Raw genomic sequence first — 25,903 nt, forward strand, 5'->3', positions numbered from 1 at the left:
GGGAAGGACGGCGGTGAGCGAGCAGACGGCCGGGCAGCCCGGTACCGCGCGGCCGGGGGTGCCGCCCGCACAGGCGGGCGGGCAGGCGGGCGGGCAGGCGGGCGCGACGCCGGCGGCGGCGCCGCGGCTGGAGCGCGCCGCGGACGGCAAGCTCGTCGCCGGTGTGTGCCGCGGCCTGGCCGGGCACCTCGGCGTGGACGTCGTGATCGTCCGCGCGGCGTTCGTGCTGCTGACGATGGCGAGCGGGCTCGGCGTCGCCGCCTACGCCGCGTTCTGGATCCTGGTGCCCGCCCCCGAGAAGCCCGAGCGGGCGACCGGTCGCCGTCGTGGCCGCGACTGGGGCCAGCTGCTGGTCTACGCGGCGGTCACGCTGGGCCTGGCGGCGCTGCCGTGGGGCGCGGCCGGGGTCGTCCAGTGGGCGCTGTGGCCGTTCGTCATCGGCGGTGTCGGCGCGGCGATCCTGTGGCAGCAGGCCGACCGCGACCAGCGGCAGCGGTGGACGCTCCCGCTCCGGGAGCGGTGGCTGCGCAGCCTGCTCGGCCTGCTGCTGGTCGTCGGCGGCATCGGCGGCGTCGTGGTGCAGAACGTGGAGGCCGCCCAGGCGCGGTCGGTCGTCATCGCCATGCTGATCATCCTCAGCGGGGTCGCGGTGATCGTGACGCCGTGGGTGGTGCGGCTCTGGCAGGACCTGGACACCGAGCGGCACGAGCGGATCCGGTCCCAGGAGCGCGCCGAGCTGGCCGCGCACATTCACGACTCGGTGCTGCACACGCTGACCCTCATCCAGCGGAACGCGCACGACACCCGCGAGGTGCAGCGCCTCGCCCGGTCCCAGGAGCGGACGCTGCGGACATGGCTGTACCAGCCGCGCGCCGACCCCGACCAGACGTTCGCCGCCGCGATCAGGGAGGCGGCGGGAGAGGTCGAGGACGACCACGGCGTGCCGATCGAGATCGTCTGCGTGGGCGACACCGCGCTGGACGAACCGCTCGGCGCCGCGCTGCAGGCCGCCCGTGAGGCGATGGTGAACGCCGCCAAGTACGCCGAGGCGCCGTCGGTATCCGTGTACGCCGAGGTGGAGGGCGACGAGGTCGCCATCTTCGTCCGCGACCGCGGCAAGGGATTCGACCTCGACCAGATCCCGGAGGACAGGATGGGCGTCCGGGAGTCCATCATCGGACGTATGGAGCGCAACGGCGGCAAGGCCACCGTCCGCACCGAGCCGGGCGAGGGCACCGAAGTGCGCTTGGAGATCAAGAAGTCGTGAGTGCAACGGACCCGGGGGTGCGGGGACGGTCGCCCCCGCGATCGAGGAACAGAGCGTGAGGTGGAGCGAACCCCGGGCGTGGGGATCGTCCCGTCGGAGGAGCAGGGCGTGAGTGGAGCGAAGCGGGGGGCGCGGGCGGTCGTCCCCCATCGAGGGAGCAGGACGTGAGCGAGCCGTTGAAGAAGGTCGTGCTGGTCGACGACCACCAGATGTTCCGTACCGGCGTCAAGGCCGAACTCGGCGGCGGCGTCGAGATCGTCGGGGAGGCGGGCGACGTCGACGAGGCCGTCTCGGTGATCCGCGCCACACGGCCGGACGTGGTGCTGCTGGACGTGCATCTGCCCGGCGGCGGAGGCATCGAGGTGCTGCGGCGGCTGCACGGCGCCGTCCCGTCCAAGTTCCTCGCGCTGTCGGTTTCGGACGCGGCGGAGGACGTGATCGGCGTCGTCCGGGGCGGGGCGCGCGGCTACGTCACCAAGACCATCTCGGGGCCGGAACTGACCGACGCGATCGGCCGGGTCGCCGAGGGCGACGCCGTGTTCTCGCCGCGCCTCGCCGGGTTCGTGCTGGACGCGTTCGCCGCGACGGACGCGCCCGCCGTCGACCCCGAGCTGGACCAGATCACCCAGCGGGAACGGGACGTGCTGCGGTTGATCGCACGCGGCTACGCCTACAAGGAGATCGCCAAGGAGCTGTTCATCTCGGTCAAGACGGTCGAGACGCACGTGAGCAGCGTGCTGCGGAAGCTTCAGCTGTCCAACCGGCACGAGCTGTCGCGCTGGGCCGCCGCCCGCCGGCTGGTCTGATGGGCAGCCGATTTGTATGCCCTGGCGTGGGCGGCATGTAAACGTTCTCCCGATAAGTGTGAGCGAATCGTCATGATCGATTTCCGTACATGGTGATCGTCCTCACTGCCGGGTATGGGACAGTCGCTCCCCATGACCTACCCTCCCCCCTGGCCTGGACCGCCGGGCCCCGGCTCCCCGGCGCCCCAGGCCCCGCCTCCACCCCAGGCCCCGCCTTCGCCCCCGCCCCAGGCCCCGCCTTCGCCGCCGCCCATGTCCGCAGGCCCCGGCTACGGCCCTCCGCCCATGTCGGCCGGTCCGGGCTACGGCTCGCCGCCCATGCCCGGCGGACCCGGCTACGGGCCTCCCTACGGCCCCCGGAACGACAAGACGAGCGGCCTCGCCGTCGCCGCCTTCGTGACCGGCCTCCTCGGCTGCCTCGGCGTTCTCGGGCTCATCCTCGGGACCATCGCCCTCCGGGAGATCGGGCGCAGCGGCGCCAGGGGCCGCGGCCTCGCGGTCGCCGGCATCGTCCTGTCGTGCCTGTGGCTGGTCGCCGGCATCGCCGGCGTCGCGCTGCGCGGCGTCGTGTCCGGCTCGTCCTCGGACGACGCCGGTGGCCTGCCCGGCACGTCCCAGACCAAGCCGGAGGAGGTGGACGCCAAGAAGATGAAGGTCGGCGACTGCATCAACGACGATCAGGGCGCCACCAACAGCCCCACAAACGGGGAGCCGGTCGAGGTCGAGAGCGTCAAGATCGTCTCGTGCGACGGGCCGCACGACGGTGAGGTGGTCGCGATCTTCCAGCTGTCGAGCGGCATCGTCCCGACCGACCAGCGGATGAGCGCGCTGGCCTCGTCCGGATGCAAGACGCGCATGCGGACCAAGCTCAGCCGCGACCCGGCGGCCCGCTCGCTCGCGACGTCCTACTACTACCCCACGAGCGACTCGTGGCGGCAGGGCGACCGCGACGTCACCTGCGTCGCCGTGGCCGCCAACCAGGGCACGAAGCTCACACGACGGCTCCGCCCCTGACGGTCCGGCCCGACGGGCGGTCGGCCCGCCGCCCGGTCCCGGACCCGCACCCCCTCAGCCCTTGCCCCGCGCTCCGCACGCCGCGCCCCCGCCAGAGCGATGTAGCCGTAATGACGCGGCGGGTCCCAGGCGACGACCTCTTCCCGCCAGGGCGGGACGCACCGGACGGCGCCGATCCCGTTCGGATGATCCTCGCCCGCGGACTCCCGCCTCCCGCGGACCCAGAATCCGCCCCATTCGCGCCACGCCTCCGCCACGCACAGATGCTTGAAGATCACTTCCGGCGCGGCGCAGGAGGTGGCGGTGGCCTCGATCTCATGCGGCATGACATCCCCCGAGTTCCGTCACATGCGGTACATGCCCGATCCGAGGTCGACTACGGCTTGTGGGCGATTGATTTTGGAACGTGACAACAGGGGTCTCCGCCGCTTGAACCGCGGTGGTGGAGCTGTGCTCGCTCAGGCGTGATCGCCCGGGTGCCTGCTCAGGCTGTGTCGATGACCTGGAACGACTCGGCGAGACGGCCCTCGGGGAGGCCCGCCTCCGCGGCGTTGGCCGACAGCCAGCCGCGCAGCATCTCTGCCAGCCCGTCCCCCATGTGCCCGGTCTGGCTGACGTGGGCGCGCAGCGCGTTCAGCTTCCGGTCGAACCGGTCGGTGATGTCGACGTAATGGTTCGCGACGGGGCCGCCGCTGAGCCACACCTCCCGCGCCGTCCAGGCGTCCAGCCCCTCGTCGGCGAGCAGCTCCGGGAAGGCGTACGGGTTGCGGGCGTCCGGGTAGACGGCGTCGAGCGCGGCGGAGCCGACCGCCCGGTGGTCGGGGTGGCTCGGGTAGATCCGCTCGTAGTTGCGCTCGGGGCTCGGCATCACCACCCGGTCCGGCCGCACCTGCCTGATCACGCGCGTGATGTCGCGGCGCAGGCCCAGCGTCGCCTCGACCTGGCCGTCGGAGTAGCCGAGCCACCGGACGTCGCTCACGCCGACGCATTTGGCCGCCGCGCGCTGCTCCTCGCGCCGCAGGACGGCCATCTCCTTGCGCGTGACGGCATCGTCGAAGCCGCCCGCGTCGCCGTCGGTGACCATGACGTAGACGACCTCGATGCCGCGGTCGGTCCAGCCCGCCACCGTCCCCGCCACGCCGAAGTCGACGTCGTCGGGATGCGCCATCACGGCGAGGACCCGCCGCACCTCACCGTCCTCCAGCCCCCGCCCGCCGCCATTCAACGGACGAGCTCCGCTCGGCTCACCGTCATCGAGAACATTGATCACAGTTTCAACAATAAGGTCTGCGAACGGTCACCGGCACTCCCGGAGATCCGGTTTCCGCGAACGGGCGGGCCGGTCCGGCCGATCCGGCCGGTCACAGGGACAGGACGGCGGCGAGCAGCCGTTCACGGAACGCCGGGACGTCGCTGCCGACGGCCACGCGGACGGGGCGGCGGGTGTCCTCGGCGGGCAGCGACCGGGCGTCCCACACCGTCGTGCCGCGCGTCAGCTCGCCCCGCAGCTCCACCCGGACGGCGCGTTGCGTGTACTCGCCGAGGTCCGGGTCCACCGCGAGCATCGCGGCGAGCGCGTCGTGGATGACCGCGCCCCGGCGGCGCAGCGTGGGCGTGTAGGCGTCGACGTAGAACTCAAGGATGCGGGCGGCGAAACGGGCGGCCGCCGCGTCGTGCGCCGCCAGCCGGTCGAGCCAGTCGTCGTGGACCGCGGCCGGGTGCGTGGCGTCCAGCGGCACCAGCACGACCGGCCAGTCCGCCGCGAACACCAGGTCGGCGGCCTCGGGATCGTGCCAGATGTTCGCCTCGGCGTGCGTCGTGATGTTTCCGGGGTGGTCGAACGCGCCGCCCATGACGACGACCTCGCGGACGAGTGAGGGCAGCTCAGGGTCGAGGAGCAGCGCCAACCCGAGGTTGCTCAGCGGGCCCGTCGCGAGCAGCGTCAGCTCACCCGGCCTGGCGCGCGCCAGCCGGACGATCTGCGCGGCGGCCGGCTCGGCGACGGGACGTCCCGCCGGTTCGGGCAGATGCGTGTCGCCAAGCCCGTCCCTCCCGTGCCAGTCCAGCGCGTAGTGGACGTCCTGCGCCATCGGCCGGGCGGCGCCGACCGCGACCGGCACGCCCTGCCCGTCTCGTTCGCCTTGTTCGGCCAGTTCGCCTTGTCGGCCCGTCTTGATCCCCGCCAGTTCCAGCACGCGCAGCGTGTTCAGCGCGCCGGTCAGCGGGTCGATGTTGCCGTGCACCGTGCCGACTCCGGCCAGTTCCAGCTCGCCCACCCGGACGAGCGAAGCCAGATACAGCAGCGTTATCGCGTCGTCGATGCCGGTATCGCAGTCGTACAAGATCGTTCGCGCTCTCGTCACGGGTGCAACCTAATGCCGCGCGACGCGCCGGGGCACCCCGATATCGGGCCGGCGGGACGATCGGCATCGGGGCCGCCGGCGGTGGTCGGCGGTGATCGTTGATGATGATCGGCGATTGGGTCTGGGACGCGGGCCCGTGCCGGGGTAGAGCTGAGACATGCGCAAACTCATCAACGCCCCGGCGGACGTGGTCTCCGACGCGCTGCGCGGCCTGGCCGCCGCGCATCCCTCGCTTCGGGTCGACCCGGGGAACGGGACGGTCGTGCGGGCGGACGCACCGCGCGCCGGAAAAGTCGCCCTGGTTTCGGGCGGCGGATCCGGCCACGAGCCGCTGCACGCCGGTTTCGTCGGCCACGGGATGCTCGACGCGGCCTGCTGCGGCGAGGTCTTCACGTCCCCGGTGCCCGACCAGATCATCGCCGCGACCATGGCGGTGAACGGCGGCGCCGGCGTCGTCCATCTGGTCAAGAACTACACCGGCGACGTCATGAACTTCCAGATGGCCGCCGAGCTCGCCGAGGACGAGGACATCGAGGTCACATCCGTCATCCTCGACGACGACGTCGCCGTCGAGGACAGCACCTTCACGGCGGGACGCCGCGGCACCGGCGCCACGCTGTTCGCGGAGAAGATCGCCGGTGCGCTCGCCGAAGAAGGAGCGCCGCTGGACGCCGTCGCGGCCGTGGCGCGCGAGGTGAACGAGCGCAGCCGGTCGTTCGGTGTCGCGCTGTCGTCGTGCACGGTTCCGGCCGCCGGGACGCCGACGTTCGAGCTGGGCGAGGACGAGATGGAGCTCGGCATCGGGATCCACGGCGAGCCCGGCCGCGAACGCGTCAAGATCGGCACCGCGGCGGAGATCGTGGACGCCTCGCTCAGCGCGATCGACGCCGACATGCCGCTGTCCGGGTCCGAGGTGCTCGTGCTGGTGAACGGGATGGGCGGCACCCCGCTGATCGAACAGTACGTCGCGTACGCGGCGGCGGCGGAGTGGCTGGGCGGGCACGGCGCGACCGCCGTCCGTCCCCTGGTCGGGCCGTACGTCACGAGCCTGGAGATGGCCGGCTGCATGATCAGCGTGTGTCGGCTGACGCCGGAGCTGACCCGGCTCTGGGACGCGCCCGTCGAGACCCCCGGGCTCCGGTGGGGCCGATGAACGAAGGCTCGCTGGAAGAAGGCTCGACGAACACGGGCTCGATCAATGCGGGGGATTTCGTTTCCTGGATCCGGCACGCCGCCGAACTGGTCTCCGCCGACGCCGACCGGCTCACCCGGCTTGACGCCGCCATCGGCGACGGCGACCACGGCCACAACATGGACCGCGGCTTCCGCGCCGCCACCGACGCCCTGTCAGCCCTGTCAGGCACGTCAGACACGTCCGCCACGTCCGCCACGTCCGAGGGGGCCTTGCCGGACAACGTCCCGCCCGGGAAGGTGCTCATCACCGCCGGGCGGGCCATCGTGTCCAAGACCGGCGGCGCGTCCGGTCCCCTCTATGGGACGGCGCTGCGCCGCGCGGGCAAGGCGCTCGGCGACACCGCCGACGTGGACGCCGCCGGGCTCGGGGCCGCGCTCCGCGCCGCGCTGGAAGGCGTCCAGGACCTCGGGAAGGCCGCCGAGGGCGACAAGACGATGATCGACGCGCTGGCGCCCGCCGTCACGGCCTACGAGGCGGCGCTGGCGGACGGCGCCGACCTCCCCGGCTGCGTGCGCGCCGCCGCCGGAGCCGCGGCCGAGGGCGCGGACGCGACCGTCCCGATGCAGGCGCGCAAGGGCCGGGCCAGCTACCTGGGGCCTCGCAGTACCGGGCACATGGACCCCGGTGCGTCTTCCACAGCCCTCATCCTGCGCGCTCTGGCCGACGTCGCCGCGGCCGACGTCGCGGCAGGGGAGGGGTGAGTCGGATGGTCGGGATCGTCGTGATCTCCCACAGCCGGACGCTCGCGGAGGGCGTCGTCGAAGTGGCGCGGGCCATGGGCGTCGGCAAGGCCGTCGTGGAGCCCGCGGGAGGCGACTCCGAAGGAGGGCTCGGCACGAGCGTCGACCTCGTGGAAGGCGCCGTCGCCGCGGCGGACGGCGGCGACGGCGTCCTGCTGCTCGCCGACCTGGGCAGTTCCGTCCTCACCGCCAGGATGCTCATCGAGGACACCGACGGCGACGACGTGCTGCTCGCGGACGCTCCGCTGGTCGAGGGCGCGGTCGCCGCAGCCTCCATGGCTGCGACGGGCGCCGACCTCGCCGCCGTCCACGCCGCCGCCGAATCCGCCTACGACCACCGCAAAACCCGCTGACCCGCCGCTACCCGTCGCTGATCCGAACCCGACCCGCAGTCGGTCGCCGCCGGGTCGCCGCCGCTCGCCGTCATGGCGGGCATCGGGCGGCGACCCGCGGCTCAGGTCGCGTCCGGGCCCGCGAGGAGCGTGCCGAGGACGGACTTCACCCCCGTCGTCGGGTCGCCGCGCACCTCGTACACGCGGGTCTCCTCGCCGGCCCCGCCGGCATCCGCCGGGTCGCCGCCACCCGCCGAGCCGCCGGCACCCTCGTAGACGGTGATCCGGTACGCCGGGAGGTCGGCGCCGACCTCGCCCTCGTCGCCGCGTGCCTGCGCGGCGGCGAGGGCGTTCACCGCCTCCCGGATCCGCACGGCCGACCCGGCGGGGAGCGCGGCGGTGTCATAGAGCGCGACGACGGCCTGCCGGCCGGTGAACCCGCCGGTACTCTCGATCTTCACCCGCATGGCGTCCGCACCTCCCCGCCGACGCCCGCCCCCGGGTCAGTTGCCGAAGGCGCGGCGCAGTTCGTCGAGATCGTCCCGGAGGATGTCATCGTCCTCCAGGGAGCCCCCCATGGCCAGTTTCTCCGGCGCGACGGTCTCGTACTCGGGCATCTGCAGCGTCCCGCAGCACCGCGACCTGTCCTGCTCGGCCCGCAGGCTCGCCGACTGCTCGTCGTACGGCTCGACGTCGGTGACGTCCTGCCCGTCCCCGGTGTAGGCGGCGTCCGTCATCCTCATCTGCCCGCTCATCAGGTCGGTCAGCGGCGTCGCCGCCGTCGTCACCTCGCGGACCGCGAACCGGTTGCGGATGAACGTCCGGTAGATCGCCGGGTCGCCCCGCGTCGCCGAGATCTGCAGCATCTTGTTCGCCACGTCCGCGTACCGCGCGCCCGTCGCCGGGGACGCGACGATCGCGTCGAACACCAGCGCGCACAGCCCCGAGGCGACCTCGATGAGCACGAGCGCCGGGTCCTTCGTCCGCCGCTGCCTGCTCATCTCGAACGCGTACACGTCGGCGAGCACGTCGTAGATCGCGCCGGTGAACACCTGCGAGATCGCGTGGACCTCGTTGCCGACCTGGCTCAGCTTCAGGTCGTTGTCGGCGTTGCGGAGCCCGGACGGCATGCCGAGCGCCTGGCCGAATTCCTCGGCGAGGTCCGCGAGGAACGACTTGTCGTGCAGGTTCGCCTTGGTGAGCGCCACCAGCGCGTCCGCCTGGTCCGGCTGGGCCAGTGCCAGGAAGATCGCCGTCAGGTCGCCGAACGACTCGTGCAGGCCGCCCGTCTGCGGCGGGTTGCCCGCCGACAGCCAGCCCGGCTTCAACCCGTCCAGCAGCGCGTGACCCGTCTCGTGCGCGACGATGTCGAGCGACCGGCACGTGTGGACGACCGTGGACGGCGGCTGCCCCTCCGGCGTGAAGAACAGGAACTTCAGCGCCTTGGCCGTCCGGCTGTAGAACGCGTTCGCGCCCACGGCGGCGTGCGGGAACACCGTGATGGGGTCGGTGTTGCCGCCGCCGTTCCACGCGAACGGGACCGGGTCGCCGCCGTTGTGCCGCTCGTACATCGCCATCGTCTGCCGGACGACGGCGAACGTGTGCGCGCAGTCGAACTGCGGGGTACCGGCGTTGAACACGAAGTCGCCGCTGATGTTGCGCGCGACCGGAGTCACGCCCGGCAGCTCGATCTTGACGCGCGCGTCCGCCGGGCCGTTCAGCACCACGGTCGGGATGAAGGCCAGCCGGGCGCCCAGCTCGGTGACCGACGGGTCCTGCTTGTAGACGAACAGCCGGTGGCCGGTCCTCGGCGGCGCCGGGATCGGCACCGGACGCGGCACGGGCGGGGCGGCCTGCCCCTGAACGGCGGCCTGGGGCCCCCGCCCCGGCCACTGCGCGGGAACCTCCGCCGCCGTCGGTTCGGGTTCCCGCTGTGCGTGGATGTCATGCTGGTGGATCGTCATCGAAGCCACCCTCCCCTTACAGCGCGCGAGTCCTGCTGACTCTGCGCTCTCGTGGGCGGACATGCGGGCATGCAATGCGGGGCCGTGCACTCCGGTGGGACGGGCCGTCCTGGGACGGTCCGTCGGGTCTCATGTCCGCCCTGTTCGAGAGAAACGCTCCGTCGGTCAGGAGATCCAGTCAACCCGGGAAGTTCAAAAGACACCCCATCTGTCCACATGCAGCCGTGCGGGGGACGCGCCGAAAACGTCCGCGCCGCGCCGTAGACTCGCACGTGATGTCGAAGACCGAAGCTCACCCCTTGCTCGATGGCCTCAACCCGCAGCAGCGCGCAGCCGTCGTGCACTCCGGCGGCCCCCTGCTGATCGTCGCGGGCGCCGGCTCGGGCAAGACCCGGGTGCTCACCCACCGCGTCGCCCACCTCCTCGGCGAACGCGACGTGCACCCCGGCCAGATCCTGGCGATCACGTTCACCAACAAGGCCGCCGCCGAGATGAAGGAACGCGTCGACGCCCTCGTCGGCAACCGCTCGCGCGCCATGTGGGTGATGACGTTCCACTCCGCCTGCGTCCGGATCCTGCGCCGCGAGGCCAAACGCCTCGGCTTCCCCACCAGCTTCTCGATCTACGACCAGGCCGACGCGAACCGGCTCATGGCACTCGTCTGCCGCGAACTCGACCTCGACCCCAAGCGCTACCCGCCGAAGTCGTTCAGCGCCCAGGTGTCCAACCTGAAGAACGAGCTGATCGACTACGAGACGTTCAAGGACCGGGCGTCCACCCACATGGAGCAGACGCTCGCCGAGGCGTACGAGATGTACCAGGTGCGGCTCCAGCAGGCCGGCGCCATGGACTTCGACGACCTGATCATGCTGACGGTCAACCTGCTGCAGGTCTTCCCGGAGGCCGCCGAGCACTACCGGCGCCGGTTCCGGCACGTCCTCGTGGACGAATACCAGGACACCAACCACGCGCAGTACGAACTCGTCCGGGAACTGACCGCCCCTGTAGAGGGCGTCGGCGCGGCCGAACTCTGCGTCGTCGGCGACGCCGACCAGTCGATCTACGCGTTCCGCGGCGCGACGATCCGCAACATCCTGGAGTTCGAACGCGACTACCCGGACGCCACCACGATCCTCCTGGAACAGAACTACCGCTCCACGCAGACGATCCTGTCGGCGGCCAACGCGGTCATCGAACGCAACGCCGACCGCAAGCCGAAGAAACTCTGGTCCGACCAGGGCGAAGGCAACAAGATCACCGGCTATGTGGCCGACAACGAACACGACGAGGCCGCGTTCGTCGCCCGGGAGGTCGACCGCCTCACCGACGACGACACCGCCCGTCCCGGTGACGTCGCCGTCTTCTACCGCACCAACGCCCAGTCGCGAGTCTTCGAAGAAGTGTTCATCCGCGTCGGCCTGCCCTACAAGGTCGTCGGCGGCGTCCGCTTCTACGAACGCAAAGAGATCCGCGACCTGCTCGCCTACCTGCGCTGCCTCGCCAACCCCGAAGACACCGTCTCCCTGCGCCGCATCCTGAACGTCCCCAAACGCGGCATCGGCGACCGCGCCGAAGCGTGCGTCGAGGCGTACGCGTCCCGCGAGCGCATCTCGTTCTGGCAGGCGCTGCGGGTCCCCGAGGACGTCCCCGGCATGGCCACCCGCTCGATCAACGCCGTCCGCGACTTCGTCGCCCTCCTGGACGAACTCCGTGTGGCCGCCGAATCCCTCACCCCCGCCGACCTCGTCGCCGAGGTCCTCAAGGTCAGCGGCTACCTCGTCGAACTCCAGTCGTCCAAGGACCCGCAGGACGAGACCCGCGTCGAGAACCTCCAGGAACTCGAAGCCGTCGCCCGCGAATTCGAAGAGCGCCTCGACGGCGAACCCGCCGAAGGCCGCCTCCCCGAATTCCTCGAACAGGTCGCCCTGGTCGCCGACGCCGACTCCATTCCCGGAGGCGCCAAGGGCAACCCCGTCCCGCCCGGCGAACAGCCCGAGGAAACCGAACACGGCGTCGTCACCCTCATGACCCTGCACACCGCCAAGGGCCTCGAATTCCCCGTCGTGTTCCTCACCGGCATGGAGGACGGCGTCTTCCCGCACCTGCGCGCCATGAGCAACCCCAAGGAACTCGAAGAGGAACGCCGCCTCGCCTACGTCGGCATCACCCGCGCCCGCCAGCGCCTTTACGTCTCCCGCGCCACTATGCGCAGCTCGTGGGGCGCCCCGCAGGTCAACCCGCCGTCCCGCTTCCTCGGAGAAGTGCCGAAAAGCCTGGTCGAATGGGAACGCGAGGCGTCCTCCACCTCGGGGTCGGCGATGGCCCAGATGGCATCCCGGCCCGGGACCCGCTCCCCGGGCAACCGTCCCGTCCCGTCCCTCTCCCCAGGTGACAAGGTCACCCACGACGCCTTCGGCCTCGGCACCGTCGTCTCCGTCTACGACCGGGGCGAAAAGGCCAGCGTCGACTTCGGCGGCGAATACGGCGTCAGAACGCTAGTCCTCCGCTACGCCACCATCGAGAAACTCTGACCTCGGGCCGGCCGCGGGCACCGATCAGTCTTCCTCCACGCGCACCTGATCCCCGACCCGGCACCCGTCCGGGAGGCCGCGGAAGTCGGGATAGTGATCGTGGCCGAGTTCCAGCCCGTCCAGGCGCCGGCGGCACGACCGGTCGGCGAGGACCACCTGGACGAGATAGGTGTCGCCGTCGCGTCCGAAATCAATGCCGATGCCGGTGGAGCGGATGTCCCACGGCCCGTCCCCGCCGACGTCCTCCGGGCCGTAGTCGGCGAGATAGAACGTCTCGTCGTCCTCGTCGAAGATGAAGATGCGCAGATCATCGTCACCTAGACCGCCGACGGTGCCCTTGACGGTGAAGTCATCGTCGTCGAACAGAATGTCGCCGTCGTCCGGGCTGGTCAGGTCCACCTTCGCGGCACGCCTGGACGGGCCGGCGGTCGACCTCGTCGGGGAAGGCGGCGGCGAGAGGCTCGCCCGCGTGGCCGACGATGTGGGGCTCGCCGGAGGCGCCTCCAGGCTCGGTGAAGCGGCCGCGGGAGGGACGAGCACCGGCGTGCCCGGAGGCCGATCGTGATCATCGGATACGGCCCACCACAGGGAGCAGGCGGCCAGGGCGGTCGCCACGCCGAACGCGACGAAAGGACGAGCGCTCGGCGACCAGAGGCGTTCCTGCCGTGGCACGGCGTGCTTCGGCCGCTGCTGTCCCCGGCTCTGCCGTCCCACCGCCGAACCCGTCCGTTCGGCAGAGCGATACCGCGCCTCGCCCTGCCCTGGCCGCCTCTCGGATGCCAACTCACGTTCCACGCTGAGCTCCTCGCGCCGCGGGCCTCGTCGGCCAGAGCGACACCCCGCCGACACCAGGCCGTCGAGACCGGGGGCGCGCCCTACTCCGGTGCACGTGCGCGGCGCCAAAGAAGGTTCACCGGGACCACGTCCAGAACGATCGCCGAGGACTTCTGGTTCGTGGCGTTGACATACGGGTTCACGGACGCGGACGTGGAAGCTTTGATCGCCGGCCGAGGCTGGTAGAGCAGGGACAAGGGACGGCACCACCCGAAATGGGACGGTATGCCTTGCGCCATGCTGATCCCATGACGATCAGCACGCGTGCCCTGGGCGATGACTTCCCCACCCCCATCACCGACCGCTACTTCGAGGACTACGTCGCCGGGACGACCTACGAGTACGGCCACGTCACGCTGGACGAGGCTGACATCCTCGAGTTCGCCCGCCGTTTCGACCCGCAGCCCATCCACATCGACCCGGACTCCGCGGCGTCCGGGCCGTTCAAGGGGATCATCGCAAGCGGCTGGCACACCGGCTCGATCATGATGCGGCTGTTCGCCGACCACTTCCTGTCCCGGGTCGCCAGCCTCGCCTCACCCGGCGTGGACGAGCTTCGCTGGCCCGCGCCCGTGCGTCCCGGTGACGCGCTCCGCCTCCGCGTGACCGTCCTGGAGGCTCGCGCGTCCCGTTCCAAGCCCGATCGCGGCATCGTCCACACCCGCGCGGAGCTCCTCAACCAGGACGGCCAGCTCGTCCTGCACACCCTTCCCATGAACATGCTCAAGCGCCGCGACACCTGACCGGCCGTCCTGCGCGCGGCTTCGTCGGGGGTGTCGTGATCACCTCTCGGGCGGCATTCCGTAAAATACATAACGAACGTTCGGTATGTATTCGGGAGGGCCCCATGCTCGCCACCTCGCCACCTCGCCGACGACGCCGAGCTACGTCCGCTGGAGCCGTGGCAGGCGGCCGAGTTCGCCGAGCATGTGGACCGGGTCCGCAAGGACATCGACCACTACATCCCGTGGGGACGCACGATCGTGGACGAGGCGACGGCCCGTGAGCTCCTGCAGTCGTACGCGGTCAAGCAGGCCACGTGCACCTCGCCGAGGACGCCTCCGGCCGGAAGGTCGCGGTCAAGGTCCTGCTCGCCCACCTGGCCAGAGACGAAAGGGCGCAGCGCCGTTTCGTCAACGAGATGCGGGTGATGCGGCGGATCGCCGAGTACCGGCCGGCCATCGCCACATGAGCCGCCGGGCACCGCCGAGCCGGACGGAGCGCCCTGAACGGTCAGTCCGCGGGCGGGACGGGGAGGGGGCGTTCCAGCGCGGAGAGGCTGAGGAGGACGAGTGACGCCGTCCAGCCGAGGGGGGCGGGGCCGGCGGGTTCGCCGGTCGGGCCGACCTTCTCCGGCAGGACGCCCAGGGACGTGCGGTGGGCGGACAGCCAGCTCAGCCGGCTGAGCGCGTCGTCGGTCCGGCCCGACGCGGCCGCGTTGAGGCCGAACATCGCCGTCTCCGGCGTCCAGGCGACGTCGGGGTTGCCGGACCAGCGTTCGCCCGGCAGGACCCCGCCGTTCGGCAGTGCCGTCTTGCGGGCGGCGTCGGCGATCGCGGCGGTCACGTCCGCGTCGGCGGCCGTGAACGGCGGCGCGATGAACGTCACCGACGTGTCCATCAGGCCGCCGGGGACGGGGGAACGCGGGTAGCCGTACGGGGCGAACTGCCGGTCCACCGCCTCGGAGACGCGCTGCGCCGCCCGGTGCCACCGCGCGGCGTCGCCGCCCTCGCCGCGGCGTTCGGCGAGGTCCGCGGCGGAGCGGAGGCCGGCCAGCACCGGGCCGACGACCCCGAGGGTGGGGCGGCGCGGGTCCTCTTCGCGGCGGTGATCGCGTTCCCAGTAGTCGGACGAGGCGGGCGGCAGGCCCTCGGCGTCCAGGGACCGCGCCAGGTGGTCGGCGGCGCGCCGCACCATCGGCCACAGCTCGGGGAGTTCGTCGCGCGGCCCGGAGTCGTGGACGCGGTGGAACCAGGTCGCCCACAGGACCCAGCCGAGCGAGTCGAGCTGCGGTGCCCGGCCGTCCGCGACCGCCGTCCCGTCGGGGTTGTAGCGCGCGGCCCACATGCCGTTGTCGGTCTGGGCGCGGGAGAGGAAGCGCAGGATGCGGCGAGCCTCGGCCGGGTGGCCGGTCACGGTGAACGCGGCGACGGCGAACGCGGAATCGCGGGGCCAGCAGTACCGCCACTTGGTGTACCAGGACGCGAGGGACGCCCCGTTCGGGCGGGTGAGGAGCCGCAGGTCGAGGAGGGCGCGGGCCGCCATGTTGCGGTAGCCCATGTCCGTCCCGGTGGCCGGGTCCAGCCCGCCGGTCGGGACGACGCCCTGCGACAGCCAGGCGTTGTCGGACCGGATCGCCTGGTCCACCCGGGGGTCGGACGCGTCGACGGTGACGGGCTGCTCCCCGCCGGTCGGGATGAGCCGTATCCGCCCGTCCGCGAGTCTGATGACCGAGCTGTCCGGCAGGTAGGACGCCCCCTCCGCCTGGTCGGGGGACAGCGGGACGCCGGTGAACGGCCAGCCGCCCCCGCCGATGAGCCCGGGACTCGCCCAACCCGGCCCGCTGCGGTCCGGAACGGTGGCGCCGCCGGTCGCGATGAGCGCGGCCACGATGAGGAGGGCGGTCACGCGCCGGAGCGTCCGCGCGCCGCCGCGCCTCCTCGACCGCCTGCGCGCGGGTGGGGCCTTGTGCGGGAGTGGGGCCTCGTGCGGGGGTGGAGCACTGTGTGGTGGGGGTGCGCTGTGCGGTGGTGGGGGGAGCTCGGTCGAGGTGGTTCCGGCCGACGTGATCCCGGCGGGAAAGGGCTCGGCGGGGACGGTCTCGGCGCGGAGGGGCTCGGCAGGGAGGGTTTCGGTGGGGAGGGGTTCGGCGGGGACGAGGGGCGCGACGGTCGTGTCCCGTTCCTCCGCCATCGCCATACGTTCGCCCCCTACCGCATCTTCCGTTCGGCTGGCCACCGAAGACGAAATAAGTACATCAAACTAAGTCAATTGGTTCATCCTCCTCACGAGCCACTCGTGCCCTCCTGGAGGATGAGCACACCTTCATTTTTGGTGACACTCGCGGACATCTGGACCCGACGGCATCACCATGATGGCGGGTTGACTAGGCTGCATCGACGGAGCGGACCGCAGAGTGCCGGCCGCACGGACTCCCGTGTAACCCCCACTCGTGTGGTCATTCGGCTGTCGATCCGTTTAAGGACGCCTCGTGGACCTGTTCGAACATCAGGCGAAGGAACTCTTCGCCGAGTACGGGGTACCGGTGCCCACCGGCAAGGTCGCCCATACTCCCCAGGAAGCCCGGGCCATCGCGGCGGAGCTGTTCGCCGCGGGAAGCTCGAAGGTCGTGGTCAAGGCCCAGGTGAAGACCGGGGGCCGCGGCAAGGCCGGCGGCGTGAAGCTGGCCGACTCGGCCGACGAGGCGCAAGTGCTCGCCGGCCAGATCCTCGGCATGGACATCAAGGGCCACACGGTCCACAAGGTCCTGATCGAGGAGGGAAGCGCGATCGCGCAGGAGTACTACTTCTCGTTCCTGCTCGACCGCGCCAACCGCACCTTCCTGACCATCTGCTCCGTCGAGGGCGGCGTGGAGATCGAGGAGGTGCCGCACGACCGGCTGGCGCTGGTGCCGATCTCGCCGCTGGACGGCGTGGACCGGGCCAAGGCCAGGGAGATCGCCGAGCAGGGCCGGCTTCCGCAGGAGGCCCTCGCCGGCGCCGCAGAGCTCATCGAGCGCCTCTGGGCCGTGTTCACCGACGAGGACGCCTCCCTCGTCGAGGTGAACCCGATGATCCTCACCGCCGACGGCCAGGTGAAGGCCCTCGACGGCAAGGTCACGCTGGACGACAACGCGGCGTTCCGCCAGGACCACGAGCAGCTCGAGGACAAGGGCGCCGCCGACCCGCTGGAGGCGGCGGCGAAGGCCAAGGACCTCAACTACGTCAAGCTCGACGGCAGCGTCGGAATCATCGGCAACGGCGCCGGGCTCGTCATGTCCACACTGGACGTGGTCGCCTACGCGGGTGAGCAGTTCGGGGGGCAGAAGCCCGCCAACTTCCTCGACATCGGCGGTGGCGCGTCCGCCGAGGTGATGGCGAACGGGCTGGAGATCGTCCTGTCGGACGACGACGTGAGGTCCGTCTTCGTGAACGTCTTCGGCGGCATCACGGCGTGCGACGCCGTCGCAAACGGCATCGTGTCGGCCTACCAGCTGCTGGCCGAGCGCGGCGAGGCCGTCAACCGCCCCCTCGTCGTCCGGCTGGACGGCAACAACGCCGACCTCGGGCGCAAGATCCTGAGCGACGCGGCGCTGAACGGCGTACAGCAGGTCGACACCATGGACGACGCGGCCAAGCGTGCCGCGGAACTCGCGGCAGGTGCATGAGCGATGGCCATCTGGCTCACTGAGAACAGCAAGATCATCATCCAGGGGATCACGGGTTCCGAGGGCACCAAGCACGGCCGCCGGATGCTCGCGTCCGGCGCCCGTGTGGTCGGGGGCGTGAACGCCCGCAAGGCCGGGCAGACCGTCGACTTCGACGGCACGACCCTCCCGGTCCTCGGCACCGTCAAGGAGGCGATGGAGCAGACCGGCGCGGACGTGTCGGTCGTGTTCGTCCCGCCGAAGTTCACCAAGGACGCCGTCGTCGAGGCGATCGACGCCGAGATCCCCCTCTGCGTCGTGATCACCGAGGGCATCCCCGTCCACGACACCGCCTTCTTCTGGGCGTACGCCGAGAAGAAGGGCGGCAGGACGCGGATCGTCGGGCCGAACTGCCCCGGCATCGCGTCTCCCGGCCGGTCGAACGCGGGCATCATCCCGGCCGACATCACCACGCCCGGCCGCATCGGCCTCGTGTCGAAGTCGGGCACGCTGACCTACCAGATGATGTACGAGCTGCGCGACGTCGGCTTCTCCACCTGCGTCGGCATCGGCGGCGACCCCGTCATCGGGACGACCCACATCGACGCCCTCAAGGCGTTCCAGGACGACCCGGACACCGACGCCATCGTCATGATCGGCGAGATCGGCGGTGACGCGGAGGAGCGCGCCGCCGCCTACATCGAGCAGAACGTGACCAAGCCGGTCGTCGGCTACGTCGCCGGGTTCACCGCCCCCGAGGGCAAGACCATGGGTCACGCGGGCGCGATCGTGTCCGGTTCCGCCGGTACCGCGCAGGCGAAGAAGGAGGCCCTGGAGAAGGTCGGTGTCCGCGTCGGCAAGACCCCCAGCGAGACCGCCGTCCTCATGCGGGAGATCATGAAGAACCTCTGATCCCACCGTTCCGCCGAAAGACGCCCGAGCCGGCCCCGGCCCGGGCGTCTTTCGCGTGCGGCGGCCACGAACATCCGTTGAATCGCGGCGTGGCTCCGGGGGCGGCGGCGCGTGCGACTCTCCAGGGGGACGACAAAGGCGACACGCCGGGCTAGGGGGCCTCTGGGGGGCGGGCGTGGTGCCAGCATGTAGCGCGTGAGCGAAGCGAGCCCTGGACGGCGTGCGGTCCCCGAGGCGTCGGGAGGCGCGGCGGGACGGGCGCCGCGGCGTCCGGAGCGGGACGGGCCCCAGCGCAAACAGGACCAGCGCAAGCAAGACCAGCGCAAACAGGACGGGCAACCGGCGCCATCGGCGGCCAGGCCGCTGTACGTGACGGGGCTCGTGGCGGCGCTGTGGTGCATCGGGATCGGGCTCGCCGTGCTCACCACCGTCACGCTGATCGGGTGGATCGCCGCGCCCAAGACGGCGCTCGGCGACGGCCTGTCCGGGGTGTTCCGGACGGCCGTCAACTTCTGGCTCGTCTCCCATCACGCGGGCTTCTCGTACGGGCAGGGACGGGTGGGGCTGCTGCCGCTCGGTGTGCTGGTCCTGCCGGGGGCCCTGCTGTATCGCGGCGGTGGATGGATGATCCGGGCCGCCGGGCTGCCGCATCGTCCACGGAAGGCGGTCGTGCACGTCGCGGTCGCGCTGGCCGCCCCGTACGCCGGGCTGGCCGGGCTGCTCGCGCTGGCGGCGGCGTCCCCGCAGGTCCGGCCGTCGGCGTGGCAGGCGCTCCTCGGGGGGTTCCTCGTCGCGGTCATCGCGGGCGGGCTGGGCGCCGCGCGGGCCGTCGTCGCGGCGCAGGTGGCGGCGCAGGCGCGGGGGGAGCGGGTCCGGTCCGGGCTCGGCGCGCTGCTGCGGCTGCTGCCCGACCGACCGCGGTCGCTGGTGATCGGCGTGGCGGGGTCGCTGGCCGTGCTGCTGGCGTCGGGGGCGCTGCTGGTGGGCGCGTCGCTCGCCGTGAACATGCCGGACGCCGACCACCTGTACGACCTTCTCGCCCCCGGTGTCGTCGGCGGTGTGCTCCTGCTGCTGGTGGAACTGGCGTTCCTGCCGAACGCGGTGATCTGGGGGATGGCGTACGCGGTCGGGCCGGGCTTCTCCGTCGGCGCCGGGACGAGCGTGTCGCCGACCGGGGTGTTCCTGGACGCCGTCCCGGCGTTCCCGCCGCTCGCGGCGCTGCCCGACCCCGGCCCGGCGCCCGCGATCTCGTTGCTCGCGCTGGCCGCGCCGTTCGTCGCCGGCGCGGTGGGCGGCGTCCTCACGATCCGCTCACTGCCCGCACCGGTGTCGGAGGGGGCACCGATGTGGGGTTTCGTGTCCGGGGCGCTCACCGGCGCCGTGGTGGCGCTGCTGAGCGCACTGTCGGGCGGGCCGCTCGGCGGGGGGCGGATGGCGACCGTGGGTCCCTCGGCCTGGCAGGTCGGGCTGCTGGCGGCGCTTGAGGTCGGCATCTCCGCGGCGATCGCGGCCTGGGCGGCGAACACGATGATCCTGCGCCGCCCTGTCCGCGCGGCGTCCAAACCCGGGAGACGTCCCAGGAAACGGCAGAAGGAGCGCGCGAAGGAAAGCACGAAGGGGCGTGCGGGTGCGCGGCGGGCTCCGGCGCCCTTGCCCTTGTCCGCGCCCGTCCCCGACGACTATCAGAGCGAGCCCCGGCCCGCGCCCAGGGCCCCGTACGCGCCCGATCCGCTGGAGTTCGAGGAGGCCGATCCCGTCCTCACGCCGCGCCGTCCCGCCCGCCGGAAGGCGGATCCGCTGCCGGACCTGGCCGAAGAGCGGCCCGAGCGGAAGCCGGCCCCGCCGCCGAGCGACGGCACGGTCGTCGTCGAAGGCCACCTCATGGACGACCCGGCCGACCTTGACGACCCGGCCGGCCCGCCTGGCCCGGTGGACGAGCCGCGGCCCGGGGAGCCGTCCGTCCCGCTCCCTCGCGAGGACCCCGGGCGTACCGAGAACCGCGGCGGCGCGATCTACGTCCTGCGCGAAGAGCGCGAAGAGTTCGAGCGGGACGACTAGGGCAAGGTGAGCAGGGCGGCTAGAGCAGGTCGCCGTACTGGTCCATGCTGCCCCGCGGCAGGCCGAGCTTGTCCTCGATCTTGGGGTAGTACTCGTCCCGGCAGGCCTGCTTGTCGGTGCCGGTGTTGGACGTGCTGAGGCAGTTCTGGTAGCCGCTCAGCTCCGACCAAAGGAACATCGTCAGAGAGACCGACAGCACCGAGAACACCAGGCCGATCGAGCCGAGCACGATGCCGGGGACGGCGCCGGGGGCGGGGTCTCCTCCGCGGCGCGCGGCCCGGCGGGCCCGGATGCCCACGACGAGCGCCGCGACGCCCAGGACGAGGCCCAGCGGGTAGAAGAAGACCGCGGTCAGCAGCGCGATGCCGCCGAGCCACAGGGCCCGCCAGCCGGTCTGCCGCGACTTGGGCGGTCCCGCGGGCGGCCGCCCCGCCGGCCGCCCGTCGGGGCGGTCTTCGGGCTGGGCCGGAGGGCCCGGCTGCTCGCTCACGTTCGTTCCTCCTGGCCTGGGGCGGATGTCCGCGTGGTCCGTTCTCCGCGTGGTCTGCTTTCAAGGTGCGCCGAACCGGCCCGATAGGCTTCGTGGTGGCCCGAGCACAACCCCGCCGTCCACCAGGGAGTCATGGTGTCCGCCCGGCTCGTCGTCCTCGTCTCCGGCGCGGGGACCAACCTACAAGCGCTGCTCGACGCGTGCGCGGATCCAGCCTACGGGGCGAAAGTGGTGGCCGTGGGGGCGGACCGTCCCGATACCGGCGGAACCGCTCGCGCCGAACGGTCCGGTCTGCCCACTTTCACCGTTTGCGTCCCCGATTTCCCTTCTCGGGGCGACTGGGACGCGGCGCTGACCGAGGCGGTCGCGAAGTACGAGCCGGACCTGGTGGTCTCCGCCGGGTTCATGAAGATCCTCGGGCCGTGTTTCCTGGCGGCGTTCGGTGGCCGGACGGTCAACACCCACCCGGCGCTGCTGCCGTCGTTCCCCGGCGCGCACGCCGTACGGGACGCCCTGGCGTACGGGGTGAAGGTGACGGGCTGTACGGTTCACTTCGTCGACGAAGGCGTGGACACCGGACCCGTCATCGCCCAGGAGACCGTTCCCGTGGGCTGGCATGACGACGAGGACTCCCTGCACGAGCGGATCAAGCGGGTGGAGCGCCGGCTCCTGGTCGACGTCGTCGGACGGCTGGCCCGCGACGGCTGGACCGTGCGCGGCAGGCGGGTCTCGATGAAGTGCAGGACCTGTAGTGATCCGTCTGACAGAGGTCCGTCTGACAGTGATCCGTCCGGCGGCGGCTCGCTCGGCGGCGGTTCGTCCGATCAAGAGGGGAGCTCGGCCGGTGAGTCGGGTGGCGATTAAGCGCGCACTGATCAGCGTGTACGACAAGACCGGGCTGGAGGAGCTGGCCCGGGGCCTGCACGAGGCGGGCGTGGAGATCGTCTCGACCGGGTCGACGGCGGGGCGGATCTCCTCCGCCGGTGTCCCGGTGATGAGGGTGGAGAAACTCACCGGGTTCCCGGAATGCCTGGACGGCCGGGTCAAGACCCTGCACCCGAAGGTGCACGCGGGCCTGCTCGCCGACCGCCGCAAGGCGGACCACCTCCAGCAGCTGGACGACCTGGCCGTCGAGCCGTTCGACCTCGTCGTGGCGAACCTGTACCCGTTCGCCGACACGGTCGACTCGGGCGCCGAGCCGGACGAGTGCGTCGAGCAGATCGACATCGGCGGCCCGACGATGGTCCGCGCCGCCGCGAAGAACCACGCGAGCGTCTCCGTCATCGTCGACCCGTCCGCCTACGGGACCGTCCTGGACGCCGTGAAGGGCGGCGGTTTCACGCTGGAGGAGCGGCGCCGCCTAGCCGCGCGCGCCTTCGCGCACACCGCGTCCTACGACGTGGCGGTGGCGTCGTGGTTCGCGAGCAGTTACGCGCCGGACGAGACGGCCGCCGAAGCGCAGTGGCCCGACTTCATCGGCGTGACGTGGGAGCGCGCGAACGTCCTCCGCTACGGCGAGAACCCCCACCAGCGCGCCGCGCTGTATCTTTCCAGCCCCCTGACGGGGGCCCGCCCCCGGCCTCACACCGACGCCTCCGGCGGCGGCCTGGCCGGGGCGGAGCAGCTCCACGGCAAGGAGATGTCCTACAACAACTACGTGGACGCGGACGCCGCCCGCCGCGCCGCCCACGACTTCACCGAACCCGCCGTCGCGATCATCAAGCACGCCAACCCGTGCGGCATCGCGGTCGGCGCGGACGTCGCCGAGGCGCACCGCAGGGCGCACGCCTGCGACCCGCTGTCGGCGTTCGGCGGCGTGATCGCGGTGAACCGGCCGGTCACCGTCGCGATGGCCGAGCAGGTCGCGGAGATCTTCACCGAGGTCCTGGTCGCGCCCGCGTTCGAGGACGGCGCCCTGGAGGTCCTGACCCGCAAGAAGAACATCCGGCTGCTGCGCTGCCCGCAGGGCCCCGCGAACGCGGCCGAGTACCGGCGGATCGACGGCGGAGTCCTGCTGCAGGAGGTCGACCGCGTGGACGCCGGCGGTGACGACCCGTCCACCTGGGAGCTGAAGGCCGGCGCCGCCGCGGACGAGGGCACGCTCGCCGACCTGGCGTTCGCGTGGCGAGCCGTCCGCTCGGTGAAGTCCAACGCGATCCTGCTGGCCGCGGACGGCGCCACCGTCGGCGTCGGCATGGGCCAGGTCAACCGGGTCGACTCCGCCAAGCTCGCGGTCGCTCGGGCCGGAGCGGAGCGCGCCGCGTCCGCCGTGGGCGCGTCCGACGCGTTCTTCCCGTTCCCGGACGGCCTTGAGGTGCTGGCCGAGGCGGGCGTGCGGGCGGTCGTCGAACCCGGCGGGTCCGTGAACGACGACAAGGTGATCGCCGCCGCGGAGAAGGCCGGGATCAGCCTTTATTTCACCGGTGTCCGCCACTTCTTCCACTGACCGGCCGCTGATCGGGTGTGGGCCCGGTGTGGCGGAGAACACCGCCGCACCGGGTTTGAGGCTGCGACTTCACGGTTTCGTGCGGGTAGCCTCGGCCTGGCCGCGCCTCATGACCGCTTCTTGACCCCTGCGCGGCTGTTCCATTGTTGAAAGGCTGGCGCGATGGATGTGCTGTTGACGCTCATGCTGAGCGTGGTCTACCGGGCGGACACGCTGCTGATGGAGTCGCGGCAGATGATCGGCCTGATCGCCGCCTTCCTCGCGGCGGTCCTCGCCGCCCAGCTCGGCTGGCACGGCACCGACCGCCTGATCGCCTGGCGGCAGGGCTCCTCCGAGGACTGAACCCCCCGGAGACCGAGCGCTCAGTGGGAGCCGCGCCGCTCGGACCGTTCGTGACGCGTGCCATGACTCGTGCGGATCGCGCTGGAAGCGCGGGGACGGCACCCGGCAGAGCCACCTGGCGCCGGTTTCCGCGTGCCACTCGGCCGCGGGCGGGCCGGTTACCATGGGTCTTTCACGCGACTGGCGCGGTCAAGGTGGATCACCACCGGGGAGCGAACGACAGTCCGGACACCGCGCGCCTGGGTGGACGGGACCCCATCGCGGCCGGGCTCTGGAGCCGGGCCCGGGCCCTGGCGAGACCACGCGGAGGTACGCATGACGGCACAGATTCTGGACGGCAAGGCCACGGCCGCCGAGATCCGCTCGAACCTCAAGGGACGCGTCGAGGCGCTCCGCGACCGCGGCGTGACCGTCGGTCTCGGCACGGTCCTCGTCGGCGACGACCCCGGCAGCCACTCCTACGTCAACATGAAGCACCGTGACTGCGCCGAGGTCGGCATCGAGAGCATCCGCCGCGACCTGCCCGCCACCGCCGCCCAGGACGACGTGGAGCGCGCCGTCGCCGAACTGAACGCCGACCCCGCCTGCACCGGCTACATCGTCCAGCTTCCGCTGCCGAAGGGCCTGGACGAGCAGCGCGTGCTGGAACGCATCGACCCGTCCAAGGACGCCGACGGCCTGCACCCGACGAACCTCGGGCGGCTCGTCCTCATGCAGCCCGGCCCGCTGCCGTGCACGCCGAAGGGCATCATCGAGCTGCTGCGCCGCTTCGACGTTCCGATCAAGGGCGCCGAGGTCACCGTCGTCGGCCGCGGCATCACCGTCGGGCGTTCGCTCGGCCTCCTGCTGACCCGCCGCACCGAGAACGCGACCGTCACCCTCTGCCACACCGCGACCCGCGACCTGGCGGAGCACACCCGCAAGGCCGACATCGTCGTGGCCGCCGCCGGGGTTCCCGGCCTCATCACCGGCGGCATGGTCAAGCCCGGCGCCGCCGTCCTGGACGTCGGCGTGTCCCGTGTGGACGGCAAGCTCGCCGGGGACGTCGCCGCCGACGTCCGCGACGTCGCCGGCTGGGTCGCGCCGAACCCGGGCGGTGTCGGCCCGATGACCCGCGCGATGCTGCTCGCGAATGTCGTGGAGGCCGCCGAGCAACGGCTCGCCTGACCCGCGAACCGCCCCGACCCGCGAGCCGCCCGACATGCGGAGGCCGCCACCAGCACCCCGGTGGCGGCCTGCGCGGATACCGCTCCTGCGCCGAACGGAGCCGCGCCGTCACTTGCGCGGCCCCGTACGGGCCGGTTCAGCGATCGCCCTCATGTCGCGCTGCCGGAGAGGGCGACCGCAGGTTCACCTCAGCTCGCCCTCCGTCCCGCCGCGCTCGGCGCCGCGCGGTTCGGGCCGTTGACGTGGCCGTGTCCCGCTCCCGCCCTGCGGGTCTCGGCCGTGCCCCGGACCCCGGGGACCCGCCCGTCCATCGGTGGGCGGCCCTGCGGGACGTGCACCGGCGGCAGCGGCCGGACGAGGCCCATGGCGATGACCTCGTTGGCGAGCCGCGTGCGCCGGTTGGCGCCCTCGGGAATCCGGAACTTCTGGTAGAGGCGCAGCAGATGCTGCTTGACGGCCGCCTCCGTCACCACCAGTTCGCCGGCGATGTCGCGTGCCGTGGCGGGGGCCACGAACGCCTCGTCCGACAGTGCGGGACGGCAGAGCGAGGTCAGCACGTCGACCTCGCGGCGGGTGAGCTCGGGTGCGACGGCACGCCGCAGTTCGACGTCCGGGTCGACCTCCTCACGGGGGATGCCCCCCATCCGGCAGCGCGCCGTGCCGAAGCTGACGACGTCACCGTCCTCCAGGACACGGCGGGCGATCGGCCTGCCGTTGACTCGGGTCCCATTGCGGGACAGGCCCATGTCCACCACGTAGACGTACGGACCGCGTCGGACGATCTCTGCGTGCAATCGGGACACACTCGGGTCGTCGAGGCGGATGTCGACTCCTCTCCCTCTCCCGACCGTCGTAACGTCGGGGCGCAGCGGCACCACCAGCCCGCTGTCCTCGATCCGCATGAACGGCCCCTCCACGGCAGTCCTCCCAGCTAGTTAGCGACCCCTGTCTGCCGGGTTACCCGGGCGCGTCACCGTCACACCCTCCTACTGGCGAGTAGCACCGATGGCGCAGGGGATTCGGGCCTCTCCGGCATCCCCCCGGCCCCTCTCGTCCCACCCACTTTTCCGTCTCGT

At 71.9% G+C, this 25,903-nt stretch carries 25 protein-coding genes and 1 riboswitch; of the genes, 16 read left to right on the forward strand and 9 right to left on the reverse strand.

Features of this window, described 5'->3' with window-relative positions:
* Window positions 1–127: 127 nt before the first annotated feature.
* The 3 genes from ACTWPP_RS15665 to ACTWPP_RS15675 all read left to right on the forward strand — a co-directional run bounded on the left by ACTWPP_RS15665 (window position 128) and on the right by ACTWPP_RS15675 (window position 3,087).
* On the forward strand, window positions 128–1,267 hold the full coding sequence (locus ACTWPP_RS15665; protein WP_443105118.1) for an ATP-binding protein: 1,140 nt from the start codon (window positions 128–130) through the stop codon (window positions 1,265–1,267).
* 164 nt (window positions 1,268–1,431) lie between these two features.
* The gene (locus ACTWPP_RS15670) at window positions 1,432–2,073 is read left to right on the forward strand and encodes a LuxR C-terminal-related transcriptional regulator (protein WP_443104956.1); all 642 of its coding nucleotides are present in this window, start codon (window positions 1,432–1,434) and stop codon (window positions 2,071–2,073) included.
* Window positions 2,074–2,358: 285 nt separating this feature from the next.
* On the forward strand, window positions 2,359–3,087 hold the full coding sequence (locus tag ACTWPP_RS15675; RefSeq protein WP_443104957.1) for a DUF4190 domain-containing protein: 729 nt from the start codon (window positions 2,359–2,361) through the stop codon (window positions 3,085–3,087).
* Here the strand turns inward: ACTWPP_RS15675 and ACTWPP_RS15680 are convergent.
* The 3 genes from ACTWPP_RS15680 to ACTWPP_RS15690 all read right to left on the reverse strand — a co-directional run bounded on the left by ACTWPP_RS15680 (window position 2,985) and on the right by ACTWPP_RS15690 (window position 5,450).
* Window positions 2,985–3,413: an SRPBCC family protein gene (locus ACTWPP_RS15680; protein WP_443104958.1), complete on the reverse strand. Its 429-nt coding sequence runs from the start codon at window positions 3,411–3,413 to the stop codon at window positions 2,985–2,987. The two genes, ACTWPP_RS15675 and ACTWPP_RS15680, sit on opposite strands and share 103 nt — an antisense overlap.
* Before the next feature lie 158 nt (window positions 3,414–3,571).
* A complete protein-coding gene (locus ACTWPP_RS15685; protein WP_443105119.1) occupies window positions 3,572–4,255 on the reverse strand; it encodes a PIG-L deacetylase family protein in 684 nt (227 codons plus the stop codon).
* 193 nt (window positions 4,256–4,448) lie between these two features.
* On the reverse strand, window positions 4,449–5,450 hold the full coding sequence (locus ACTWPP_RS15690) for a nucleoside hydrolase (RefSeq protein WP_443104959.1): 1,002 nt from the start codon (window positions 5,448–5,450) through the stop codon (window positions 4,449–4,451).
* A 157-nt stretch (window positions 5,451–5,607) separates the two neighbouring features.
* On the opposite strand from ACTWPP_RS15690, the gene dhaK reads away from it, so the two are divergent.
* From dhaK to dhaM, 3 genes are read left to right on the forward strand one after another with little or no spacing between them, the layout of a single operon-like run.
* The gene (gene dhaK / locus ACTWPP_RS15695) at window positions 5,608–6,603 is read left to right on the forward strand and encodes a dihydroxyacetone kinase subunit DhaK (RefSeq protein WP_443104960.1); all 996 of its coding nucleotides are present in this window, start codon (window positions 5,608–5,610) and stop codon (window positions 6,601–6,603) included.
* Window positions 6,600–7,346 (forward strand): dihydroxyacetone kinase subunit DhaL, encoded by a 747-nt coding sequence (dhaL, locus tag ACTWPP_RS15700; protein ID WP_443104961.1) that lies wholly within the window; start codon window positions 6,600–6,602, stop codon window positions 7,344–7,346. The genes dhaK and dhaL overlap by 4 nt, the downstream gene beginning before the upstream one ends.
* A 5-nt stretch (window positions 7,347–7,351) precedes the next feature.
* Complete coding sequence (dhaM, locus tag ACTWPP_RS15705; RefSeq protein WP_443104962.1) at window positions 7,352–7,738, forward strand: dihydroxyacetone kinase phosphoryl donor subunit DhaM; 387 nt, start codon at window positions 7,352–7,354, stop codon at window positions 7,736–7,738.
* A gap of 101 nt (window positions 7,739–7,839) precedes the next feature.
* On the opposite strand, the gene ACTWPP_RS15710 is transcribed toward dhaM, so the two are convergent.
* Both ACTWPP_RS15710 and ACTWPP_RS15715 read right to left on the reverse strand, forming a co-directional pair.
* Window positions 7,840–8,184 carry a hypothetical protein gene (locus ACTWPP_RS15710; RefSeq protein ID WP_443104963.1) on the reverse strand — a complete coding sequence of 115 codons (345 nt, stop codon included), beginning with the start codon at window positions 8,182–8,184 and terminating at the stop codon, window positions 7,840–7,842.
* Window positions 8,185–8,220: 36 nt separating this feature from the next.
* Window positions 8,221–9,681 carry a hypothetical protein gene (locus tag ACTWPP_RS15715; RefSeq protein ID WP_443104964.1) on the reverse strand — a complete coding sequence of 487 codons (1,461 nt, stop codon included), beginning with the start codon at window positions 9,679–9,681 and terminating at the stop codon, window positions 8,221–8,223.
* A gap of 275 nt (window positions 9,682–9,956) precedes the next feature.
* Between ACTWPP_RS15715 and pcrA the strand changes: the two genes are divergently transcribed.
* Entirely contained in the window at window positions 9,957–12,212 is a 2,256-nt protein-coding gene (gene pcrA / locus ACTWPP_RS15720; RefSeq protein ID WP_443104965.1) for a DNA helicase PcrA, read from the forward strand.
* A gap of 24 nt (window positions 12,213–12,236) precedes the next feature.
* Here pcrA and ACTWPP_RS15725 read toward each other — a convergent pair whose 3' ends face one another.
* Window positions 12,237–12,611, reverse strand: a complete 375-nt coding sequence (locus tag ACTWPP_RS15725) for a hypothetical protein (RefSeq protein ID WP_443104966.1) — start codon at window positions 12,609–12,611, stop codon at window positions 12,237–12,239.
* A 683-nt stretch (window positions 12,612–13,294) separates the two neighbouring features.
* On the opposite strand from ACTWPP_RS15725, the gene ACTWPP_RS15730 reads away from it, so the two are divergent.
* A complete protein-coding gene (locus ACTWPP_RS15730) occupies window positions 13,295–13,789 on the forward strand; it encodes a MaoC family dehydratase (RefSeq protein ID WP_443104967.1) in 495 nt (164 codons plus the stop codon).
* A gap of 296 nt (window positions 13,790–14,085) precedes the next feature.
* Window positions 14,086–14,238: a hypothetical protein gene (locus ACTWPP_RS15735; RefSeq protein ID WP_443104968.1), complete on the forward strand. Its 153-nt coding sequence runs from the start codon at window positions 14,086–14,088 to the stop codon at window positions 14,236–14,238.
* A 41-nt stretch (window positions 14,239–14,279) separates the two neighbouring features.
* Here the strand turns inward: ACTWPP_RS15735 and ACTWPP_RS15740 are convergent, their stop codons facing one another.
* The gene (locus tag ACTWPP_RS15740) at window positions 14,280–15,959 is read right to left on the reverse strand and encodes a glycoside hydrolase family 15 protein (RefSeq protein ID WP_443104969.1); all 1,680 of its coding nucleotides are present in this window, start codon (window positions 15,957–15,959) and stop codon (window positions 14,280–14,282) included.
* Window positions 15,960–16,257: 298 nt separating this feature from the next.
* Here ACTWPP_RS15740 and sucC point away from each other — a divergent pair, with 298 nt between their 5' ends.
* From sucC to ACTWPP_RS15755, 3 genes are all read left to right on the forward strand, one after another.
* A complete protein-coding gene (sucC, locus tag ACTWPP_RS15745; protein WP_443104970.1) occupies window positions 16,258–17,433 on the forward strand; it encodes an ADP-forming succinate--CoA ligase subunit beta in 1,176 nt (391 codons plus the stop codon).
* Window positions 17,434–17,436: 3 nt separating this feature from the next.
* Window positions 17,437–18,324 carry a succinate--CoA ligase subunit alpha gene (gene sucD, locus ACTWPP_RS15750; protein WP_443104971.1) on the forward strand — a complete coding sequence of 296 codons (888 nt, stop codon included), beginning with the start codon at window positions 17,437–17,439 and terminating at the stop codon, window positions 18,322–18,324.
* A gap of 195 nt (window positions 18,325–18,519) precedes the next feature.
* Window positions 18,520–20,382 carry a cell division protein PerM gene (locus tag ACTWPP_RS15755; protein WP_443104972.1) on the forward strand — a complete coding sequence of 621 codons (1,863 nt, stop codon included), beginning with the start codon at window positions 18,520–18,522 and terminating at the stop codon, window positions 20,380–20,382.
* A 19-nt stretch (window positions 20,383–20,401) separates the two neighbouring features.
* On the opposite strand, the gene ACTWPP_RS15760 is transcribed toward ACTWPP_RS15755, so the two are convergent.
* Window positions 20,402–20,872, reverse strand: a complete 471-nt coding sequence (locus ACTWPP_RS15760; protein WP_443104973.1) for a hypothetical protein — start codon at window positions 20,870–20,872, stop codon at window positions 20,402–20,404.
* 132 nt (window positions 20,873–21,004) lie between these two features.
* Here ACTWPP_RS15760 and purN point away from each other — a divergent pair, with 132 nt between their 5' ends.
* The 4 genes from purN (at window position 21,005) to ACTWPP_RS15780 (ending at window position 24,827) form a co-directional block, all read left to right on the forward strand.
* Entirely contained in the window at window positions 21,005–21,736 is a 732-nt protein-coding gene (gene purN / locus ACTWPP_RS15765) for a phosphoribosylglycinamide formyltransferase (protein ID WP_443104974.1), read from the forward strand.
* Window positions 21,717–23,318 (forward strand): bifunctional phosphoribosylaminoimidazolecarboxamide formyltransferase/IMP cyclohydrolase, encoded by a 1,602-nt coding sequence (gene purH / locus ACTWPP_RS15770; RefSeq protein ID WP_443104975.1) that lies wholly within the window; start codon window positions 21,717–21,719, stop codon window positions 23,316–23,318. Before purN ends, purH begins: the two co-directional genes overlap by 20 nt.
* Window positions 23,319–23,480: 162 nt before the next feature.
* The gene (locus tag ACTWPP_RS15775; RefSeq protein ID WP_443104976.1) at window positions 23,481–23,660 is read left to right on the forward strand and encodes a hypothetical protein; all 180 of its coding nucleotides are present in this window, start codon (window positions 23,481–23,483) and stop codon (window positions 23,658–23,660) included.
* A gap of 166 nt (window positions 23,661–23,826) precedes the next feature.
* Window positions 23,827–23,912, forward strand: a riboswitch (ZMP/ZTP riboswitch).
* 63 nt (window positions 23,913–23,975) lie between these two features.
* Complete coding sequence (locus tag ACTWPP_RS15780) at window positions 23,976–24,827, forward strand: bifunctional methylenetetrahydrofolate dehydrogenase/methenyltetrahydrofolate cyclohydrolase (protein WP_443104977.1); 852 nt, start codon at window positions 23,976–23,978, stop codon at window positions 24,825–24,827.
* A gap of 188 nt (window positions 24,828–25,015) precedes the next feature.
* Here ACTWPP_RS15780 and ACTWPP_RS15785 read toward each other — a convergent pair whose 3' ends face one another.
* The gene (locus ACTWPP_RS15785; RefSeq protein ID WP_443104978.1) at window positions 25,016–25,744 is read right to left on the reverse strand and encodes an FHA domain-containing protein; all 729 of its coding nucleotides are present in this window, start codon (window positions 25,742–25,744) and stop codon (window positions 25,016–25,018) included.
* Between the last annotated feature and the right edge of the window lie 159 nt (window positions 25,745–25,903).

Origin of the sequence: Actinomadura sp. 3N407, from assembly GCF_052245875.1 — a bacterium.
Taxonomy (GTDB): Bacteria; Actinomycetota; Actinomycetes; order Streptosporangiales; family Streptosporangiaceae; genus Spirillospora.

What these genes read in the sequence shown, in the direction of transcription:
- ACTWPP_RS15675 (WP_443104957.1), top strand. Translation starts at nt 2,359, where the DNA reads ATGTCGGCCGGTCCGGGCTACGGCTCGCCGCCCATGCCCGGCGGACCC.
- ACTWPP_RS15680 (WP_443104958.1), bottom strand. Translation starts at nt 3,413, where the DNA reads ATGCCGCATGAGATCGAGGCCACCGCCACCTCCTGCGCCGCGCCGGAA.
- ACTWPP_RS15685 (WP_443105119.1), bottom strand. Translation starts at nt 4,255, where the DNA reads ATGGCGCATCCCGACGACGTCGACTTCGGCGTGGCGGGGACGGTGGCG.
- dhaK (WP_443104960.1), top strand. Translation starts at nt 5,608, where the DNA reads ATGCGCAAACTCATCAACGCCCCGGCGGACGTGGTCTCCGACGCGCTG.
- dhaL (WP_443104961.1), top strand. Translation starts at nt 6,600, where the DNA reads ATGAACGAAGGCTCGCTGGAAGAAGGCTCGACGAACACGGGCTCGATC.
- dhaM (WP_443104962.1), top strand. Translation starts at nt 7,352, where the DNA reads ATGGTCGGGATCGTCGTGATCTCCCACAGCCGGACGCTCGCGGAGGGC.
- ACTWPP_RS15710 (WP_443104963.1), bottom strand. Translation starts at nt 8,184, where the DNA reads ATGCGGGTGAAGATCGAGAGTACCGGCGGGTTCACCGGCCGGCAGGCC.
- ACTWPP_RS15715 (WP_443104964.1), bottom strand. Translation starts at nt 9,681, where the DNA reads ATGACGATCCACCAGCATGACATCCACGCACAGCGGGAACCCGAACCG.
- pcrA (WP_443104965.1), top strand. Translation starts at nt 9,957, where the DNA reads ATGTCGAAGACCGAAGCTCACCCCTTGCTCGATGGCCTCAACCCGCAG.
- ACTWPP_RS15730 (WP_443104967.1), top strand. Translation starts at nt 13,295, where the DNA reads ATGACGATCAGCACGCGTGCCCTGGGCGATGACTTCCCCACCCCCATC.
- ACTWPP_RS15740 (WP_443104969.1), bottom strand. Translation starts at nt 15,959, where the DNA reads ATGGCGGAGGAACGGGACACGACCGTCGCGCCCCTCGTCCCCGCCGAA.
- sucD (WP_443104971.1), top strand. Translation starts at nt 17,437, where the DNA reads ATGGCCATCTGGCTCACTGAGAACAGCAAGATCATCATCCAGGGGATC.
- purN (WP_443104974.1), top strand. Translation starts at nt 21,005, where the DNA reads ATGGTGTCCGCCCGGCTCGTCGTCCTCGTCTCCGGCGCGGGGACCAAC.
- ACTWPP_RS15775 (WP_443104976.1), top strand. Translation starts at nt 23,481, where the DNA reads ATGGATGTGCTGTTGACGCTCATGCTGAGCGTGGTCTACCGGGCGGAC.
- ACTWPP_RS15780 (WP_443104977.1), top strand. Translation starts at nt 23,976, where the DNA reads ATGACGGCACAGATTCTGGACGGCAAGGCCACGGCCGCCGAGATCCGC.